Below are 18095 nucleotides of genomic sequence, written 5' to 3' on the forward strand. Positions count from 1 at the left end.
GTTGAGCAGCGATCTCAGCGGTTTTGCAAGCCCGTTGGTGATCGAGCCTGGGCGGCGTGTCGTTGCGGCAACTATTGCGGGAAATCGTTCAAATTCGCTGCTTTGGATTGGCGAATTGGTCAAGGTGTGTGTGTTAGCCCGTTCATCTGCCATTAAAAAGATGAAAGACAATTTGAGGGCAGACAGGTTAGGGGCAATCAAAGGGGTTTGATCGCATGAAAAAGACAGTTCTCATGGCAGCCGTGTTTGTTGCGATGCTGTTCGGTGCTTCGGGGCAGGGCTGGGCAGCCAGCCTCGTTGCAAATATTGACGTGTCGTCGCAGACGATGACCGTCAGATATGGTGCGTCGGTTTACCGGTGGAGCGTCTCCACCGCGCGCAAAGGCTACATTACCCCGCGCGGCAGCTATCGGCCGCAACGGACGGCGCGGATGTGGTATTCGCGCAAATACGACATGTCGCCGATGCCTCATTCCGTGTTCTTCCGCGGCGGCTATGCCATTCACGGCACCGGCGCGGTGAGGCAGCTCGGGCGCCCGGCATCGCATGGCTGTGTGCGCTTGCACCCGACCAACGCCGCCGCCTTCTATGCGATGGTTCGGCAAGCCGGCTTCGGCAATACGCGGATTGTCGTGACGAACTGAAGAGATTCAGGTTCGCTGTTGTCGGCTGGCGCAGGGCTAACACCCTCGCCAGCAGTTCTGTTTAAGCGTTTGGGACCGCTTTTGCCTGCGAGGGCCGCTTTCGACGCCCGCCGCTGATCTCCCACCTTTTGTGGAACCACATCCACTGGCCGGGATCTTCTCGCACCCAGCGTTCGACGACATCGTTGAGACGCTGGGTGGTGGCGTGGACATCGACGCTGCCGTCAGCGGTGCGCGGCAATGTCAGCTTGTCCTCGATTTCGAGCCGGAAGCGGTTGCCTGGCAGCCTGATGCAGCGCGCCGGATAGACGTCGCAGTCATAGTGACGGGCAAGGGTGGCCAGCACCCGATTGCTCTGGCACGGACGGCCGAAGAACGTCGTATCCAGTCCATTGGAGAATTTCTGGTCGACAAGGATGCCGATGTTGCCGCCGTTCTCCAGGACCCCGGCCAAGGCGAATGAAGCACCGGCCATCGATGGCAGCAACGAGCCCATGGTCGAGCGGCGCGTCGAGAGGATGTAGTCGGCAAGATAAGGATTGTTGGGCGGCCGAAACAGCGCCGTGATGTTCATGCCGAAGGTCGCCGCCGCCACCGGCAGCAATTCGAAATTGCCGAGATGACCGGTAAAGACGATATGCGGCTTCTGTTCGCCAGCGATTTCGACGAAGTGGTCCGCTCCTTTGACCTCGATGCGGCCGGGCTTGATGGCTGTAGGGTCATAGTCGAAGAGGGCGTCGAGAAAGATGTATTCCGCGGCAAGACGGGCCATGTTGCCCCACATGTCGGAGGCGATCGCCTGGATCTCGGCTTCGCTCTTTTCCGGATAGGCCTTGCGCAGATTGTCGACGGCAACCTGATGGCGTCCCACCCGGGGGCCGACCATGCGTGCGACGCGGTCGGCGAAATTCAGCGCACTGTCGGCCGGCAGCAGGCGCAGGACCGAGATGATCATCATCGCCGCCCGCGCCACCAGCCAGTAATTGAGCTGGCGCAGTTGCCTGCCGTAACGAAATTTTAGATCCCGGCGGAACTTCTTGAACACAGAGGTCAAGGCTCTAGCCGACGCGCAGGATGATCTTGCCGAACACGTCGCGGCCTTCCATGCGCTTCAGCGCGGCATCTATACCGTCGAAGTCGACTTCGGTATCGATGACAGGTGCGACCTGTCCCGCCGCCATTTTCTGCATGGCGTTTGCCATGTTCTCCATGCGGCAGCCAAAGGAGCCAAGCAGTTTCAATTGCTGCTGGAACAGCTGCATGAGGTTGATCTGCGTCGACACGCCGGAAGTCGAACCGCAGGTCACCAGGCGGCCGCCACGCTTCAGGCACAACATCGAGGCGGCAAAAGTGTCGGCGCCGACATGTTCGAAGACGACATCGACGCCCTTCTTCTTGGTCAGCTTGCGCACGACGCCCTCGAAACGGTCGTCGCGGTAGTTGATGACATGGTCGGCGCCGAGCGCCTTGGCCTTGTCGATCTTGTCGTTGGAGCCGACCGTGGTGATGATGGTGCAGCCCATCCGCTTGGCCAGCTGGATGGCCGCCGAGCCGATGCCGGATCCGCCGGCATGGATAAGGATCGTCTCGCCGGGCTGTAGCCTGGCGTTGTCGAACAGCATGTGCTCGACCGTGCCGAAGGTGACGGGCGCGACCGCCGCGCCGATGTCGGTCACGCCGGGCGGGGCAGGGACCAGCAGGCGAGCCGGCAGGTTGATCTTCTCTTGCGCGAAACCGTCGAGATGGAAACCGTGCACACCCGAAACATGTTCACAGAGGTTGTCGCGGCCTTCGCGGCAGGCTCGGCAGAGGCCGCAGGTGCGCGCGCCGTAGATCGATACCAATTGTCCGGGCAGCAGGCTGGAAACGCCGGGGCCCACCGCCTCGACCTCGCCGGAGGCTTCGGCGCCGACGACCAGCGGCAGCTTGCGCTTGGCGAAGGCCATGCCGCGCCAGCCCCAGACGTCGATATGGTTCAGCGCCACCGCCTTGATGCGCAGCGTGACTTCGCCAAGTGCCGGCGGTGAGGGTGGCGGCAGGTCCACCGTTTCAAGACGGCGGTCCTCGATAAGTTGCAATGCGCGCATTGGGCCTGTCGGTTTCGGTCTGGCTGAAAAAGGTCGCTTAGACCGGTTCCCGCGCCATGACAAGGCAAGTGTTCTGGCCGCCGAAGCCGAAGGAGTTCGACAGAACGGTGCGAACCTCGGCATTGCGCTTCTTGTTCGGCACCACGTCCAGCACGATCGCGGGGTCGGGATTGTCATAGTTGATGGTCGGCGGAATGACGCTTTCGCGCATCGTCATCAGCGAAAAAGCTGCCTCGACCGCGCCGGCGGCCGACAGCGTGTGGCCAATCATCGACTTGTTCGACGAAACCGGCATCGAGCCGATCCGCTCGCCGAACACCGTCGACAGCGACAGATGCTCCATCTTGTCGTTTTCGGGCGTCGAAGTGCCGTGAGCGTTCACGTAGTCGATCTCGTCTTCGCTCAAGCCGGCATCGGCAAGCACAGCACGGACCGCCGCGATCGCCGGCGAAGCGTCCGGCTTCGAGCGGGTGCGGTGGAAATCGTCCGCCTTTTCGCCGCAGCCGCGCAGGATGCCAAGAATCGTGGCGCCGCGCGCCATCGCGGCTTCCAGCGATTCCAGCACGAGAGCGCCGGAGCCCTCGGCCAGCACAAAGCCGTCGCGCTCCTTGGAGAAGGGTTTTGACGCCTTTTCGGGAATGTCGTTGTGGGTCGACAGCGCCGACAGCAGCGAGAAGCGGATCAGCGCCTCGGCGGTTGCCGAACCGTCGGCGCCGATCGACAGCGCCCGGTCGCATTCGCCGCGGCGGATCGCCTCGACACCGAGCTGGATGGCGGTGGCGCCGGAAGCGCAAGCGGTCGACAGCGTGATCGGCAGCCCGCGTGTGCCGAAACGGTCGGCAAGCCGGTCGGCGATCGAGCCGAACTGCGTGGTCTCGAAAATGTCTAGTTCCTTCAATCCGCGCGCCACCCGCAGCAGCCGTTCGCCGCCGGAGTCCAGTTTGTCGGAATTGTAGAGCGCGAAGCGGTCGTGCCAGTCGAGTTCGACCGGCGGTGAAGCGAGGAAGAGAGGACCACCGAAATCACCGGAATCGAGGCCGGATTCGGCCACGGCCTCACGCGCGGCGGTTTCCGCCAGTTCATAGGTGAGGTGGCTGGAGCCCTTCGAGCTCGATGGCAGGAAGTCGACCATGCCGGAGATGCGGGTGTTGAGATGATCGACCGGAAAACGGGTGATCGGGTGGATGCCCGACTTGCCCGAGGTCAGCGCCGCCCAATTGTCGGCCTTGCCGACGCCAAGCGAGGTCACCACGCCGATGCCGGTGACGGCGACGATCGGCCTGCCCATATGATCGTTCAGATTGGCCATGCGGGAGCCCTCGAGCGTTTATCGTTGCAGCATGGATCGTGGAACACCGCCTCAGGCGGCGTTGATCAGCGCCATGCCCTCGAATTGGTGATAGCCGATCGCCGTTGCAAGGACGGTTGCGGGAACCCCTTCGAACGGCTTCTCGGCTGCGGCATCAAAAACGGGGTAGGCGGCCTTGCGATCGACGGCCAGCGCCGCCAGTGCCACGGCGAAGGGAAACTGTGCTTCCTTCATGTGCCCGGTCAGCGTCGAGAAGCCGCGCGCGGCAATCGCCGGATTGGCGTCGAGCGCTGCTTTCTCGGCGATGGTTGCCATATGGGCGCCTGACGCGCCCGACAGGGCCAGTAATTTGCCGTTCGGCATTGCAGCCTGCTTGAGCAGTGCGGCGATCTCGGTGTCGAGTTCTCCCCGTGGGCGCCTGGCGCGGCCGGAGACGACCGGCCCAAGCTCGGCATAAATCTTTCGTCCGCGGCTTGTCGCGTGTTCGCGCTGCTCCAGCACCAGGAAGGCACCGCCGGATCCAGTCACGACGCCGCCGCCCTCAGCCCCCTGTCTTTGCCAGACCGGCTTCCACGGGCCGCGATGCAAATAGCCGGCGAGTTCATAGCCGAGCAGCATGTCGGAATGTTCGGTCTGGAAGGCACCGCCGACCAGGATGTGCGTCGACTGGCCGGAGCGGATGCGCGCGGCTGCCGTCTCGACGGCGGCGACACCGGCACCTTCCTCACCCATGAAGGTTCTGGATGAGCCCGTCACCTTGTGGACGATGGAGATGTTGCCGGCGAGCAGATTGGAAAGCTGGGCCAGGAACAGTGTCGGCCGCAATTCGGTGGTCAATTTCTCGTTGAGCAGCACATCGCGGTCGTTGCGGCTTTCCGAAGCGGCGAGAATGGCGGCATCGACCGCCTCGTCGCGTTCGCCGCCGCCTGCGGCCACAACCATGTCCATGGTCGTGCAGAGTTCGTCATTGCCCTTGATGCCGGCGTCGTCCAGCGCCAGGCCTGCGGCATAGGTGCCGAGCCTCTGCCAGGTTTCCATCTGGCGCTGATCGCCGCGTTTGGCGATCTGCAGGTTCCAGTCGATCTCCGGCAATGGATGGACGGTATAGGGTGCAAAGCGCGCCGCTTCGAGCACCGGTTCCAGGCCCGGCTGCGCGAGCTTCTGCCAATGGGCGTCCGGACCTTCCCCCAGCGAGGAGACAAGGCCGATACCAGTGATGACGACGTCGCGGGGGCTGCTCATGAGCGGCTTTGTGGGTCAGGCGGCAGGGCGCGTCAAGATCACGCGCTCAACCGAAGTCAGGCGGTCTTGGCGGCAACCAGTGCGTCGATCTTGGCGCACAGGTTCTTCATGACGAAGTAATCGTCGGTCGAAGCCTTGCCGTCATTGACCTCCTGGGTCCACTTTTCCAGCGGCACCTTGATGCCGAATTCCTTGTCGATGGCAAAGACGATGTCGAGGAAATCGAGGCTGTCGATGCCGAGATCGTCGATCGTGTGGCTCTCGGGCGTAATGGTGTCGATATCGATCTCGCTGGTGTCGGCAATGATCTTGGCGACTTTGTCGAACGTGGTGGACAAGGGCTTTTCCTTCGGTTGCGGGCGGAATCTGTCCGCATCTTGTTTGGGCGCTGTCTAATCGGTTTTTCCCGGCAGGAAAAGGCCTGATACGCCGGGCGCAGATGGGAAGCCTGCTCTGTAAAGGCAAGAAGGGACGCCGGCTGACCGGCGGCCCTTCCCTTTGACGTTACGTCAGCCTTTGTCTCGATGCATGTCGTTCCCCAAAACCGGAACCACTTTGGGCGACATGCATTAGCTGTCGCGGAGCTTGACCAGGTCGTTCAGCAGCCCGCCCGTTCCGTTGTGGACGGTCAGCCGCTCGACCTTGCCGGCGATGGTTTCCAGAGCCTCAAGCTCCTTCAACCGCAGCATCACCGGGTTTTCCGCCATCACCCTGGCCGTGTTGAGGAGGGAACGCGTCGCGTTCGTCTCCTCGCGGCGACGGATGATGTTGGCCTCGGCCTGCTTTTCGGCCGACACCACCTGGTTGAGGATCTCGCGCATCTCGCCCGGCAGGATGACATCCTTGAGCGCGATATCACTGACCTCCACCCCGATCTCGGCCATGTCGGCGCGAACCTTGCCGGCGGCCTCCTCGTCGATCGTCACCTTCTTTTCAAGGATCTGATCGAGTGTCAGCGCGCCAAGGGTCTTGCGGAAGGCGTACTGCAGGGCGCGGTAAAGGGCTTCGGAGAAGTCCTTCACCATGCTCACCGCCTTGACAGGATCGACGACCCGGTATTCGGCTGCGATGTTGACGCGGATCGTCACGCGATCCTTGGTCAGCACTTCCTGCCCAGCAACGTCGAGCGACTGGCGCTTGAGGTCGACGACCTTGATCTGCACCATGCGTCCGACGTTCCAGAAGCCATGCACGCCCGCCGTCAGCGTCCTGACCAGGACACCGTCGATGAACAGCAGTCCGGCCTGACCGTCGACGACCGGGTGGACGGACATCAATTCCGCCTTCCGGGCCTGGCCGAGCCGGCGCATGACCGCCGCATCGATGGCGAGATCGACCGATGTGTCGATCAGCGTCACCTTCCACGGACCGGCATCCGTCCACAGCACGAGCTTGCGGTCCGGCGCCAGAACGGCGTGCAGATTGCCGTCACGCTCGATGATGGCGACATCCGTGCGCCCGGTGCGAACGACGGTGAAATGACGCGCGGCCACATCCGGGAGCTTGTCGAACAACGCCTTCTCGTATGCCGAAACGAATTCCGGGTTCTTCAGATCGTGCCGGGACACTTCAAGGCTGCCGCGCCGGTTGGCGAGCCAATGTTCGCCCGGCAGCAGGACAGTCTTGATCTCACCCTTGTGGAGGGTGAGGGCACGTTCGTTTTCCTTTACGAGGACGCGCTCGCGTCCAAGAACCTTGTCGAGAATTGTCATTGTTTCACTCCTGTCGGGCATGGCCACATGCGAGGCGTCAAGTCATGCGTCGATCGTTCCTTTCGTTTCTCGTTTCACATCGTCGTCTTGCGTCATCGTCCGGGCACGAATGATCCGGGGACTGGTGGCATCAATCCGTGGCGGGCCTTCGGGAGCGGATCGCGGGGCAGCGAAGCGGGCGCCGGAGGCCGAGCTTCCTTTGCCGGCGACACTGCGCCTTGATCGTCACCGCGGGCCTGGCCGCGAGCCGATGGCGAAAGACGCTTGGGATGATCCGCGCCCGAGGGCTTGGGCCATCCGTTCAGTCTTTCGCATTCCAGTCCCCTGACCGTTTTCGGATGGCTTTTCAGGCCAATGGAGAAGGAATCGAACCTTCGACAGTCAGATTAACAATCTGATGCTCTAACCAAACTGAGCTATCCGTGGTGCAGATGAAGGGAATTGAACCCCCGACCTCCGGACCCAAATCCGGCGCTCTCCCGCTGAGCTACATCCGCGATCCCAGTCCCCAAAGCGGCGCCGTATACAGGGCGGCAAAGCCGCCTGCACGGGCGGAGGCGAAAGCTCCAACCGTTGTGCTCGCTTCGGTTCTCGTGACCGGGAGCGCGCCTATAGCCCCTGCGACGGGTTGTCGCAAGCGGCATTGTCGTGGCGGATTTGCGGCTTCTTGCGGCGGTGGCATTTCGGCAACACCGCTTTCGACGTCAGCGATCGCGCGCAGGGAGCTCAGAAGGTGACGCGGCCGAGCACGCGCAGGCTATCGCCCTGCGGCTCCACGACCACGGCCTCGCCTTCGCGCGGCGAGATGCCGGTCAGCGCCACGATGTCTTCCAGATGGGTGACCATGACCAGATTGTCGGAGCCGGAATAGGCGCGGATTTCTTTCAGGATCGCCGCGATCTGCGCGGCTTTCTGCGCCTCGTCGCCCTTCAGGAGATCGAGCGGAGCAAACAGCTCCGGCTCGGCCTCGAAGGCGATGCGGGCAGTATCGAGGCAGCGGCAATAGCGGCTGGACAACACGCGCTCGATCGGTGCCGCACGGGCGGCAAACAGAGCGCCGATCTTGCTCGCCTGTTGCTTGCCACGGGCCGACAGGTTCATCTGGGTGGCGCAACTGTCGATGTCGAAATTGGCCGGGTCGGTGGTGCCGGTGACCATGGCATGGCGCAGCAGCACGACATGTCCGCCATCGCGCAGCAGCGCCCAGCCTGCATCCGTGGCGTGGGCCACGCCGGGAATAAGAAACAGGAACAACGCCAAGGCAAATCGAATCATCCGCTATCCTTCTCCGGTTCCCGGCAATGGGTTCCGGTGACGGGACATATAGGGACGGTAAAGCCAGCCGAAAGACAAGGCGCGGTCGGCGGGATGCGTAGACCTACTTCTTCGCCATCTGCTTCTTCACCAGATCGATCTTCTGGTCGGTGAGCGGGATGGGGATTGTGTAGCCGGCTTCGGTAAAGCCCTGCTTGGCGTTCTCGAAGAATTCGATCGCCTTTTGATATTCGGCCTTGCCCCCGCCATAGCTGGCTCGGTTCCAGCTGACGTCACCGAGATTGTTCTGCGCGAAGGCCCATTGCATGGGCAGGCTTTCCCTGGTGAATACCTTCAGCGTGGCCGCGAAGGCGGCCTCGGCATCACCGAGGTATTTGCCGGTGCGTTCGAGATTGCCGAGGTTGAGCAGGCTCATGCCGATGCCGTTCTGGGCGTTGGCCCAGTCGACTGGTGCCGCGTCGACGGTGAGTACTTCGAGGGCTGCTCGGCGGGCCGCTATGGACTCAAGCAGCGTCCTGGAGTCGGCATTGCTCATGCTCAGCCAGTGCAGCGTCGAGCCGAGGCCGGCCTGGGCCAGCGCCCATTGGCGGGGGTTCGTCTCGCGCTTGTACTCGCGCAACGCATCGCGGTAGGCGGCAATGGCTTCACCATAATGTTCCGGCTTGTCGGTGACGCCGCCGAGGAGCTGCAGCGTGTTGCCGAGATTGTAGTGGCTCATTGCCCAGTCGAGAGGGAATTTCCGTCTGACATAGACCTGCCGGGCCGCCCGGAAGGCCGCGGCCGACTGCTCCAGCTTGGCCGCGTCGCGGGTGCGCTGGCCAAGCGTCTGGTAGATCGAACCGAGATTGTTCTGCGCCGACGCCCAGTCCATCGGGAAACGCTGCCGGGTAAAGACCGTCAGTGCATCGTCATAGGCGGCCGCGGCCTCTTCGAGCGCGCCGGTGCCCATATCGAAACGGGCGACACCGCTCAGCGCGTTGCCGAGGTTGAGCCTGCTGGTCGCCCATGAGACGGGGAAGGTTTCACGGGTTCGCACTTCAAGCGCGGCACGGAACGCGTTGGCCGCCTCGTTTATCTTCGCCTTGTCGTTGAGCTGAATGCCGAGCGACACCAGCGTGTTGCCGAGATTGTTCTCGACCATCGCCCATTCAACCGGCGCCTTTTCGCGTGTGTATTCCTCAAGTGCCAGCCGGTAGGCCGCCTCGGCTTGCGTCAGATGTTCGCCGGCGGCCTCGCGCTCGGAAAGCGCATAGAGCGCCAGGCCGAGATTGTTCTGCGAAGCGGCCCAGTCGAGCGGGACCTTGTCGCGCGGGCGTTTTTCGAGTGTGGCGCGCATCGCCACCACCGCCTCGTTCAGGCGTTTCGGGTCGCTCTCACGTTCGCCGATCTTCAACAGCACGTTGGCCAGATTGTTCTGCGCGGCGGCCCAGTTAAGATCGTCCTTCTCGCGCTCGAACACGACAAGGGAATCGCGAAAGATCCGCGCTGCCTCTTCAAGGCGCGCGGTCTCCGTCTCTCGCTCGCCGATGGTCTGCAGCACCACCGCCATGTTGTTGCGGGTGATCGCCCAGTCGCGATTCTGTTCGTCATTGGGGATGAAGTTCAGAATGGTGCGATAGGCCTCGATGGAGTGCTGCAGCGCATCGAGATCGCCGGTGGCGTAGCCGTAGGCGTTCAACGCCTCGGCTTGCTGGTTCTTGTAGTTCCAGCGCAGCTTGTCGTCCCATTTCTCGGCCAGCGAGAAGGCCTTGGCGTAATCGCCTGCGGCGGATTTGTAGTCGAAGACCAGGCCAGAGGCATCGGCGCGCCTGGCATAGATCGCGGCATCGGCAAGACGCTTCTGCTTGACGAGATCCTCGGCTTGATCGACCGCGTCGTTGGTCTCTTCGATCCGGCCGACGGCATCGTCGAGGAATTTACGCGCCGTCACGATGGCGCCCTGGCTGATGGCCTTGTCGGCGGAGGCGACAAGCCGTTTGATCTCCGGATCGTCGGTGCGAAGCGCTGCACGCTCGGACATCATCTTCTTCAGGCGCTCGGCCTGGGCGTCGAGCACCTTTTGCAGGTCAGTCGGATCTTCCGGGATCTTTTCCGTGCCGAGCGCTTTCAGCACGCCATAAAGCGCATCAAGCGGCACGCCTTCCTGCAGCGAGGCCAGTTCCACCTGCGCCCGTTTGGGGTCGGGCAGGTCGGAAATCGTCAGCAGCAGCTGGCGCCGCTCGCCGGTGATCAGCCCGTCGTCGCCGGTCGGCTCCGCCGGCGCGACGCCGAAATAGAGCAGCCGGCGCAAGCTTTCATTGACCCAGGGGCGCTGCTTTGCCTTTGTGTCGAGATAGACCTCCTCGGTCACCATGCGCATGACCGAGCCGAACTCGGTACCCTTCATCGCCGCGAGGTGGCGCAGCAAAGCGGACGCATAAGGGCTGTTTTCGCCGGCGGCGCCATCGAGCGCTGGACGACCCGGTTCTGCGGCAAAGCCGACCACCGTACCCAGGCTCGCGTCGGCCGCCGGCGCATTGCCGAGCGCCTTCGCGCCGCGCACCGGCTCCAACCCGCCGGCGCCTATGGGCGAGGCGGAAGCGGTCGGTGAGCGCCGGACCATGGCATCCGCGGGGAATGGATTGGTGCGGCAGGCGTCGAGCAGCATGATCGTCACCGGCACTGTCTTTTTCAATGCCTCCATGACGGCCGATATCGGCACAAGGCTGGTGCCGGCATCCTTCAGCGACGGGACGTCGGCATCGACCGGAACCAGATAGTTTTCGCCGCCGGCCTCGATGCCATGACCGGAGTAGTAGATGAAGGCGACATCGGCGCCGTCGGCATCTTCGGTGAACCGCTCCAGGTCGCGCTTCAGCTTGGTGGCGTCGCGGTCGGTGACGCTGCGGGCGTCGAAGCCAAGGTCGGTCAGCATCTTGGCCATGTCGCGGGCGTCGTTGGCGGGGTTGGGCAGGGCGGCGATGTGCAGGTAATTCGACTGGCCGATGATCAGCGCCACGCCCTTAAGGCTTATTGTCTCGGCAACTGCAAGCGCGGTCGCGGCAAGGCAAAGCAGTGCGGCGATGAAAGCCGTCAGCCATGCCCGCCGCAAAAGATTAAGCTTCGAGGTTTCGACAAAGGTCATTTGTCGTTCGCATCCGCCCTGATGATCCAAGCCCTCTATAACGCTGCCAATGGACCATGATCAAATTTGGCCATGATCAAATTAGGGCATGATCAAATTCGGGCGCGATTGCGCCGCGGCCGTGGCTCGCCTATCCCTGAAAAATGTCGCCGCTCACCGAAACCGTTCTTTTCGTCTTCAGCCTCGTCGCGCTCGGCTATCTCACCGGGCTCACCGGCTATCTAAAGCCGGCCAGCGGGGACGGCATCTCCGAATTCGCCATCAACGTGGCGATGCCGCTGCTGCTGTTTCGGACGATGGTGAATTCCGATTTCCATGGCGTGGCGCCATGGTCGCTGTGGGGCGCTTACTTCACCGCGGTTGCAATGACATGGGCTGCCGGCCATCTGGTGACGACGCGAATCTTCGGGCGGGACGCACGCACAGGTATCGTCGGTGGAGTGTCGTCGTCCTTCTCGAATGTGGTGTTGCTGGGCATTCCCTTCGTTCTCGGCGTATTCGGGTCCAGCGGATTCGAAGTGCTGTCGCTGCTCGTTTCCGTGCATCTGCCGACCATGATGATGGCGTCGATCATCATGTTCGAGATATTTGGCCGCGGTGGCAGCGAGCCCGTACACCCGCTGCGCATCATCCAGAGCTTTCTGAGAAGACTGTTCACCAATCCCCTGATCATCGGCATCCTGGCCGGGCTGGCATGGCGCCTAACCGGCGCGCCGCTGCCGAACCTTGCCACACGGCTGGTCGATGCGCTGGCTGACACTGCCGGGCCAGTGGCGCTGTTCGCCATGGGCCTCAGCCTGCGCCGCTTCGGTATCTCCGGCAATGTCCGGCCGGCTCTGGCGCTTTCGGTGCTGAAATTGTTCCTGATGCCGGCTCTGGTTCTCGGTCTGGTCTGGCTGCTTGGCCTGCCGCCATTGACGGCCAAAGTGGCGGTGGTGGTGGCGGCGCTACCATCCGGCATCAATTCCTATCTCATCGCCGTGCAGTTCAACACCGGCCAGGCGCTGGCGTCGAACCAGATGACAATCGCCACGGCGAGCGCGGTTGTTACAACCGCCTTCTGGCTGACGGTGGTGCTCCACGTTTTCGGATAGATAGCCAGATGGTGCGGCCAGCGATCGGCACGGCATATGTCCGGCCTGCTCTCGCCTCGGGCTGGTCCAACCCCTATATGCCATCTTGCGATTGCTTGCGGGCCTTGCCCTCGGTAAAGAGCAGTGGCTCCGGCGTGCCGGCTTCAGTCCATGGCGCACGCTCACCGAAGATTTCACAGACCGGCCGTCAGCGCGCCGAACGGAGGATAGACCATGCTTCAGAAAACCAGCCATTTCATGCGGCAGGCCAATCTCATCAATGGCGAATGGGTGCAGGCCGACAGCGGCCAGACGGTTGACGTCAACAACCCGGCCACCGGCCTCAAGATCGGCACCGTGCCGAAGTCGGGCAAAGCCGAAACCCGCCGCGCCATCGAAGCCGCCGCGGAAGCTTTCAAGACCTGGCGCAAGACGACCGCGCTCGAGCGCTCGAAGCTGCTGCGCAAGCTGCATGACGCAATGATGGACAATCAGGACGTGCTGGCCGAACTGCTGACCATCGAACAGGGCAAGTCGCTGTTCGAATCGAAGGGCGAGATCGGCTCTGCCGCGGCCTACATATTGTGGTTCGCCGAGGAAGGCCGCCGCACCTATGGCGACGTCGTGCCGTCGCCATGGGCGGACCGCCGCATCCTGGTGACCAAGGAACCGGTCGGGGTCATCGCCGCCATCACGCCGTGGAATTTCCCGTCCTCGATGCTGGCCCGCAAGCTCGGCCCGGCGCTCGCCGCCGGCTGCACCGCAGTGGTCAAGCCGGCCTCGCAGACACCATATTCAGGCCTCGCCTGGGGTGCGCTCGCAGAGGAGGTCGGCTTCCCCAAGGGCGTCGTCAACATCCTGACCGGTTCGGCAAGCGAGATCGGCGACGAGATCTGCGCCAATCCGCTGGTGTCGAAGATCACCTTCACCGGATCGACCGAAGTCGGCAAGCTTCTCATCCAGAAGTCGTCGGTCACCGTCAAGAAAGTGTCGATGGAGCTCGGTGGCAACGCGCCGTTCATTGTCTTCGATGACGCCGACCTCGAGCGTGCGGTCGCTGGTGCGATCACCGCCAAGTATCGCAATTCCGGCCAGACCTGCGTCTGCACCAACCGCTTCCTTGTCCAGGCTGGTGTCTATGACAAGTTCGTCGAGAAGCTCGCTGCCGCCAGCAACGGGCTGAAGGTCGGCTCCGGCCTCGAGGACGGCGTGCAGCAGGGGCCGCTGATCGACGAGAAGGCGGTCGAGAAGGTCGAAGAACTGATCGCCGACGCCACATCCAAGGGCGGCAAGATCGTTGCCGGCGGCAAGCGCCATGCGCTCGGCGGTTCGTTCTTCCAGCCGACGGTCATTGCCAATGCGACGCCCAAGATGCGCTTCATGAAGGAAGAGATCTTTGGCCCGGTCGCACCGGTGTTCAAGTTCGAGACCGAAGAGGAGGCGATAGCACTCGCCAACGACACCGAATTCGGCCTCGCCTGCTATTTCTACACCGGCGATCTCGGCCGCGCCTTCCGCGTCATGGAAGGGCTGAAATACGGCATGGTCGGCGTCAATGAAGGCCTCATCACCACGCCGGAGGCGCCGTTCGGCGGCGTCAAGGAATCGGGTCTCGGCAAAGAAGGCGGACATCAGGGCATCGAGGATTATCTCGACACCAAATATGTCTGCATCGGCGGCCTCGGCCTCTGATAGGATATTCCCTGAGATGGGGAGGCCGATGGCCTGCCTGTCTCTCATGGGAAAACCAGCCGAAGTCTTCTGGATCAACTGGCATTTACGGGCATGGCGATGAAGGACGGCGAGGTTTTCGGCACGACGCAGGCAGGCGAGCCGGTGCGTCGCTTCACGATCAGGGGCGGCGGTATCACCGCCAACATCATCGGTCTGGGCGCGATCATCCAGGATCTGCGCCTGACCGGGCACGATGCGCCGCTGGTGCTTGGCTACGACAATCTGGCGGCCTACGAGACGGATACGGGCTTCTTTGGAGCGGTTGTCGGCCGCTATGCCAACCGCATCCGCGACGGCCGCTTTACCATCGCCGGCAGCCGCTACCAGACCGAGCAAAACTTCCTCGACAAGCATACGCTGCATGGCGGCTCGCAAGGCTATTCCCACAGGCCGTGGACGGTTTCGTTGCATGGCAGGGATTTCGTCACGCTGACGTTGCACGATCCCGACGGCGCGATGGGCTTTCCCGGCGCGCTCGATGTCACTTGTACCTACCGGTTGAAGATCCCCGGCACGCTCAGCGTCGAGCTGACCGCCACCTGCGAGGAGCCGACGCTGTGCAATCTGACCCAGCATTCCTATTTCAACCTGGATGATGGCGGCGCCGGCGACATTCTCGACCACAGGATGATGCTGAATGCCGGCGCCTACCTGCCGGTCGATGGCGACATGATCCCGACCGGCGTGGTCAAGCCGGTTGACGGTACGCCGTTCGATTTCCGCCAGGCGCGGCCGCTGCGCATGGAGACCGAGGGCGAACAGCTGCCCTACGACCAGAATTTCTGCCTCGCTTCGGCACGCGGGCCGCTCAAGCAGGCGGCATGGGCGCAAGGCGCCAGTTCCGGTGTCGAGATGGAGGTCTGGACCACTGAGCCGGGCGTCCAGCTCTATACCGGCCAGTACGTGACGCCGCGCACCGGGTTGGAAGGCCGCGACTACAAGGCTTTTTGCGGCTTCTGCCTGGAGCCGCAGATTTGGCCGGACGCGCCGAACCGGCCTTATTTCCCGCAGGCGACGCTGTGGCCGGGCGCGATCTACCACCACGTGACGGAATACAGATTCCGTCTGCCCTGAGGCCTGCCAATGTTCAGGTGAAGCCCGCCTGACCTGAATCGCAACAGACTTTAGCCGGCGAAGGCCGCGCGCAGCGTCTCGAACGGCGCCAGCGCGCCGCGCACCTGCACCACGGCGGCGGCGACGCGATGCGCACGGCGTGCTGCTTCAAGCGGGTCGTGGCCGGCAAGTCGAGCCGCAAGATAGCCGCCGTTGAAGGAATCGCCGGCGCCCGTCGTATCGGCGGGAGCGGCGACATGGATTGCCGGGACTTCGCGCAGCGTTCCTGCTTGGGCAATCAGTGCCGGTGCTTCGCCGTTCTTGACGACGACCTCGCCGACGAGTTGCCCGAGCCGCTTCGCTGTGGCTTGCGGTGTTGGATCGCCGAACAGCATCTGCTCGTCGGGGAAGGTCGGCAATGCGATGTCGGTGACGGCAAGGGCTTCGACGATCGCTGCCTGCGCATCCTCGCGCTCACGCCAGAGCCGCGGCCGATAGTTGGGGTCGAAGGCGATAAGTGAACCAGCCGAACGCGCCTTGGCGACGGCGGCCAGCAACTCAGCGCGCGCGGCTTCGTCCAGAATTGCCAAAGTGATTCCGGAAAAATAGACAAGTGCCTGATTTTCCAGGTTTTTCGATAATGCGGCCGGGTCCGAGACAAGCTGCCGCGCGGCGGCGTCGCCACGCCAATAGGTGAAGGAACGTTCGGCTCCCGTCAGCGTGATGGCATAGAGGCCGGGCCGCGCGCCCGCTATGAGCGGGCTGGAGCCGATGCCGATGCCGTTTTCAGCGAAGAAATCGATCTGGCCTTGCGAGAATGGATCGTCGCCGAAGGCCGAGACATAGGTTGCCGGCCGCTCAGCGCTCAGTGCATGCAGCGCCCACAGCGTGTTGAACGTGTCGCCGGCAAAGCCTATGCGCCAGTTCGGTCCCGTCTGGCCCGACAGTTCGAGCATGCATTCGCCGATCGAGGCGACGCCGTTTCCCGCCATCTGCAATCCTCCAGTGATCTCGGTGCTGTAGCTTTTTGCCACCGGCAGCGCCATGCTTGGCAAGCAGGGTTTTTTCCGCCACAGCGTTTTCCCACAGGCTGGCGGGATGCGATCCGTTCGGCAGAGCGTTGTCTGCAGAAGAGGAACCGGTTTGGCATCGATATGGCGTTATCTTCTGGCAGGTCTTGGTCTGGCTGCCTTGCTGGTCGGCATTCTCGCGGTCGTTTACCTGACGGCGCCGCGGTCGGCGCGGCCCGCCGGCCCGGATGTCTCTCGGACGAAGAACACCGCCAACGGGCTGTTCGTGGCAAGCTTCGCGCCGGAGCGAGGCGTTGTGCGGCTAGGCCAACTGCAATCCTGGCTGCTGACGCTGAAGACAAAGGCTGGAGCTCCGGTGGAAGGGGCGGCGATCGCGATCTCCGGCGGCATGCCGCTGCACAGTCACGGCCTGCCGACCAGCCCGCAAGCGACCGACTATCTCGGCGACGGGCGTTACCGGATCGAAGGGGTGAAATTCACCATGAGCGGCTGGTGGCAGCTGCATTTCGCCATCTCGGCCACCGCAGGCTCCGATACGGTGCTCTTCAACGTGGTGCTGTGAGCAGGACATGAGGCGGCGTTCGCGTTTTCTGGCGCTAATGGTGGCCGTTGTCCTTACCGGCTGCACGAAGCCGGATTTTTCCGACGCCGAGAAGACGACCATCGCCTCGCTGGCGCTGTCGTCGCTGCCGGCGCTCAAGCCCGACACCACCGATCGTTTTGCCGACGTGCCGGCGGCTGCCGCACTCGGCTCGACGCTGTTCTTCGACCAGGGCATGAGCGGTGACGGGTCGATATCCTGTTCGACATGCCACAAGATCGACCGCCAGTTCCAGGACGACCTGCCGCAAGCCGTCGGCGTCGGCCGTACCAGCCGGCGGACCATGCCGCTGGCCGGCGTCGCGCGCGATCCCTGGTTCTTCTGGGACGGCCGCCGCGACAGCCTGTGGGCGCAAGCGCTGACGCCGCTCGAAAACCCGCTGGAGCAGGCGGGAAACCGCACCGCCTACGCGCATCACATCAAGGCGCGCTTCGGCGAGCGCTATGAGCGCATCTTCGGGCCGCTGCCCGATCTTTCGGGCATGCCGTCGAATGCCAGCCCGCTTGGAAACGATGCCGAGAAGGCGGCCTGGAATGCGATGAGCGGCGCGCAGCGCAGCGCAATCGACGGCGTCTTTGCCAATATCGGCAAGGCGATCGCCGCCTTCGAACGCTCGATCGAGCCGGCGCCGACGCGTTTCGACCGCTTTGCGCTGGACCTCGCCACCGGTGCCGAGCCGAAGGGCGATGCTGTCTTTTCCAAACAAGAAATCCTTGGACTTAAACTGTTCATCGGCAAGGCCAATTGCGTGACCTGTCATAACGGCCCGCGCTTCACCGACAACAGCTTCCACAACACCGGCGTGCCATCCGTTGCGGGCCTGCCGCCGGATCGCGGCCGTATCGATGCCGTGCGCCAAGTCGAGGCGGACCCGTTCAACTGCTTCGGCGCCTATCGCGATGGCGACGCCAGCGCCTGCGGCGAGTTGCGCTTCATGGTCAAGGATGCGCCCGAACTCGTTCGCGCCTACAAGACGCCATCGCTGCGCGGTGCGGCAACGCGGTCGCCCTACATGCATGCCGGGCAGTTTTCGTCGCTCGACGAGGTCGTGGCGCACTACGCCAAGGCTGCACCCAGCGTGGAGGGTACGTCCGAAGTTCATCCGCTGGGGCTGTCGGATCGTGAACGTGCGGCGCTGGTGGCTTTCCTGAAGACGCTTTCGGAGTGAGTTAGAGCCCGATCCATCCCGATGTATCGGGATGGGGCTCTA

The 18095-nt window shown here is 63.2% G+C and carries 15 protein-coding genes and 2 tRNA genes; 6 read left to right on the forward strand and 11 right to left on the reverse strand.

Annotated elements, in window-relative coordinates; all coding sequences use genetic code 11:
- Positions 1 to 215: 215 nt before the first annotated feature.
- Positions 216 to 644 carry a L,D-transpeptidase gene (locus NKI99_RS02145; protein ID WP_023812266.1) on the forward strand — a complete coding sequence of 143 codons (429 nt, stop codon included), beginning with the start codon at positions 216 to 218 and terminating at the stop codon, positions 642 to 644.
- Positions 645 to 705: 61 nt separating this feature from the next.
- Here the strand turns inward: NKI99_RS02145 and NKI99_RS02150 are convergent, their stop codons facing one another.
- The 10 genes from NKI99_RS02150 to NKI99_RS02195 all read right to left on the reverse strand — a co-directional run bounded on the left by NKI99_RS02150 (position 706) and on the right by NKI99_RS02195 (position 11393).
- Positions 706 to 1689, reverse strand: coding sequence for a lipid A biosynthesis lauroyl acyltransferase (locus NKI99_RS02150; RefSeq protein ID WP_164892933.1), 984 nt, complete (start codon positions 1687 to 1689; stop codon positions 706 to 708).
- 13 nt (positions 1690 to 1702) lie between these two features.
- Complete coding sequence (locus NKI99_RS02155) at positions 1703 to 2731, reverse strand: zinc-binding dehydrogenase (RefSeq protein WP_127291678.1); 1029 nt, start codon at positions 2729 to 2731, stop codon at positions 1703 to 1705.
- A gap of 37 nt (positions 2732 to 2768) precedes the next feature.
- Positions 2769 to 4040, reverse strand: coding sequence for a beta-ketoacyl-ACP synthase (locus tag NKI99_RS02160; protein WP_127291675.1), 1272 nt, complete (start codon positions 4038 to 4040; stop codon positions 2769 to 2771).
- 51 nt (positions 4041 to 4091) lie between these two features.
- Positions 4092 to 5282, reverse strand: a complete 1191-nt coding sequence (locus tag NKI99_RS02165; RefSeq protein WP_128303982.1) for a beta-ketoacyl-ACP synthase — start codon at positions 5280 to 5282, stop codon at positions 4092 to 4094.
- Positions 5283 to 5338: 56 nt separating this feature from the next.
- On the reverse strand, positions 5339 to 5620 hold the full coding sequence (locus tag NKI99_RS02170) for an acyl carrier protein (protein ID WP_010909964.1): 282 nt from the start codon (positions 5618 to 5620) through the stop codon (positions 5339 to 5341).
- 231 nt (positions 5621 to 5851) lie between these two features.
- A complete protein-coding gene (locus NKI99_RS02175; RefSeq protein WP_023812260.1) occupies positions 5852 to 6994 on the reverse strand; it encodes a slipin family protein in 1143 nt (380 codons plus the stop codon).
- A gap of 351 nt (positions 6995 to 7345) precedes the next feature.
- Positions 7346 to 7415, reverse strand: a tRNA-Asn gene (locus NKI99_RS02180).
- A gap of 2 nt (positions 7416 to 7417) precedes the next feature.
- Positions 7418 to 7491, reverse strand: a tRNA-OTHER gene (locus tag NKI99_RS02185).
- Between the two features lie 229 nt (positions 7492 to 7720).
- Complete coding sequence (locus NKI99_RS02190; RefSeq protein WP_023812259.1) at positions 7721 to 8269, reverse strand: histidine phosphatase family protein; 549 nt, start codon at positions 8267 to 8269, stop codon at positions 7721 to 7723.
- A 103-nt stretch (positions 8270 to 8372) separates the two neighbouring features.
- Positions 8373 to 11393 carry a caspase family protein gene (locus NKI99_RS02195; protein WP_352439883.1) on the reverse strand — a complete coding sequence of 1007 codons (3021 nt, stop codon included), beginning with the start codon at positions 11391 to 11393 and terminating at the stop codon, positions 8373 to 8375.
- Positions 11394 to 11536: 143 nt separating this feature from the next.
- Between NKI99_RS02195 and NKI99_RS02200 the strand changes: the two genes are divergently transcribed.
- From NKI99_RS02200 to NKI99_RS02210, 3 genes are all read left to right on the forward strand, one after another.
- Positions 11537 to 12487, forward strand: coding sequence for an AEC family transporter (locus NKI99_RS02200; RefSeq protein WP_128303984.1), 951 nt, complete (start codon positions 11537 to 11539; stop codon positions 12485 to 12487).
- A 213-nt stretch (positions 12488 to 12700) separates the two neighbouring features.
- Positions 12701 to 14158, forward strand: a complete 1458-nt coding sequence (locus tag NKI99_RS02205) for an NAD-dependent succinate-semialdehyde dehydrogenase (RefSeq protein WP_127291661.1) — start codon at positions 12701 to 12703, stop codon at positions 14156 to 14158.
- Positions 14159 to 14251: 93 nt separating this feature from the next.
- Positions 14252 to 15274 carry an aldose epimerase family protein gene (locus tag NKI99_RS02210; RefSeq protein ID WP_023812255.1) on the forward strand — a complete coding sequence of 341 codons (1023 nt, stop codon included), beginning with the start codon at positions 14252 to 14254 and terminating at the stop codon, positions 15272 to 15274.
- Between the two features lie 50 nt (positions 15275 to 15324).
- Here NKI99_RS02210 and NKI99_RS02215 read toward each other — a convergent pair whose 3' ends face one another.
- On the reverse strand, positions 15325 to 16245 hold the full coding sequence (locus NKI99_RS02215) for a sugar kinase (RefSeq protein WP_128304045.1): 921 nt from the start codon (positions 16243 to 16245) through the stop codon (positions 15325 to 15327).
- A 151-nt stretch (positions 16246 to 16396) separates the two neighbouring features.
- On the opposite strand from NKI99_RS02215, the gene NKI99_RS02220 reads away from it, so the two are divergent.
- Together NKI99_RS02220 and NKI99_RS02225 are read left to right on the forward strand one after the other, a co-directional pair.
- A complete protein-coding gene (locus NKI99_RS02220) occupies positions 16397 to 16846 on the forward strand; it encodes a FixH family protein (RefSeq protein WP_023812254.1) in 450 nt (149 codons plus the stop codon).
- 7 nt (positions 16847 to 16853) lie between these two features.
- A complete protein-coding gene (locus NKI99_RS02225) occupies positions 16854 to 18053 on the forward strand; it encodes a cytochrome-c peroxidase (protein ID WP_352609577.1) in 1200 nt (399 codons plus the stop codon).
- The last annotated feature ends 42 nt before the right edge of the window (positions 18054 to 18095 follow it).

Source organism: Mesorhizobium sp. M0239, assembly GCF_040321815.1.
Taxonomy (GTDB): Bacteria; Pseudomonadota; Alphaproteobacteria; order Rhizobiales; family Rhizobiaceae; genus Mesorhizobium.

Excerpts from the sequence above, each read along its gene's own strand:
- NKI99_RS02200 (WP_128303984.1), top strand. The coding sequence starts at position 11,537 with ATGTCGCCGCTCACCGAAACCGTTCTTTTCGTCTTCAGCCTCGTCGCG.
- NKI99_RS02205 (WP_127291661.1), top strand. The coding sequence starts at position 12,701 with ATGCTTCAGAAAACCAGCCATTTCATGCGGCAGGCCAATCTCATCAAT.
- NKI99_RS02215 (WP_128304045.1), bottom strand. The coding sequence starts at position 16,245 with ATGGCGGGAAACGGCGTCGCCTCGATCGGCGAATGCATGCTCGAACTG.
- NKI99_RS02160 (WP_127291675.1), bottom strand. The coding sequence starts at position 4,040 with ATGGCCAATCTGAACGATCATATGGGCAGGCCGATCGTCGCCGTCACC.
- NKI99_RS02155 (WP_127291678.1), bottom strand. The coding sequence starts at position 2,731 with ATGCGCGCATTGCAACTTATCGAGGACCGCCGTCTTGAAACGGTGGAC.
- NKI99_RS02190 (WP_023812259.1), bottom strand. The coding sequence starts at position 8,269 with ATGATTCGATTTGCCTTGGCGTTGTTCCTGTTTCTTATTCCCGGCGTG.
- NKI99_RS02195 (WP_352439883.1), bottom strand. The coding sequence starts at position 11,393 with ATGACCTTTGTCGAAACCTCGAAGCTTAATCTTTTGCGGCGGGCATGG.
- NKI99_RS02165 (WP_128303982.1), bottom strand. The coding sequence starts at position 5,282 with ATGAGCAGCCCCCGCGACGTCGTCATCACTGGTATCGGCCTTGTCTCC.
- NKI99_RS02225 (WP_352609577.1), top strand. The coding sequence starts at position 16,854 with ATGAGGCGGCGTTCGCGTTTTCTGGCGCTAATGGTGGCCGTTGTCCTT.
- NKI99_RS02175 (WP_023812260.1), bottom strand. The coding sequence starts at position 6,994 with ATGACAATTCTCGACAAGGTTCTTGGACGCGAGCGCGTCCTCGTAAAG.
- NKI99_RS02210 (WP_023812255.1), top strand. The coding sequence starts at position 14,252 with ATGGCGATGAAGGACGGCGAGGTTTTCGGCACGACGCAGGCAGGCGAG.
- NKI99_RS02145 (WP_023812266.1), top strand. The coding sequence starts at position 216 with ATGAAAAAGACAGTTCTCATGGCAGCCGTGTTTGTTGCGATGCTGTTC.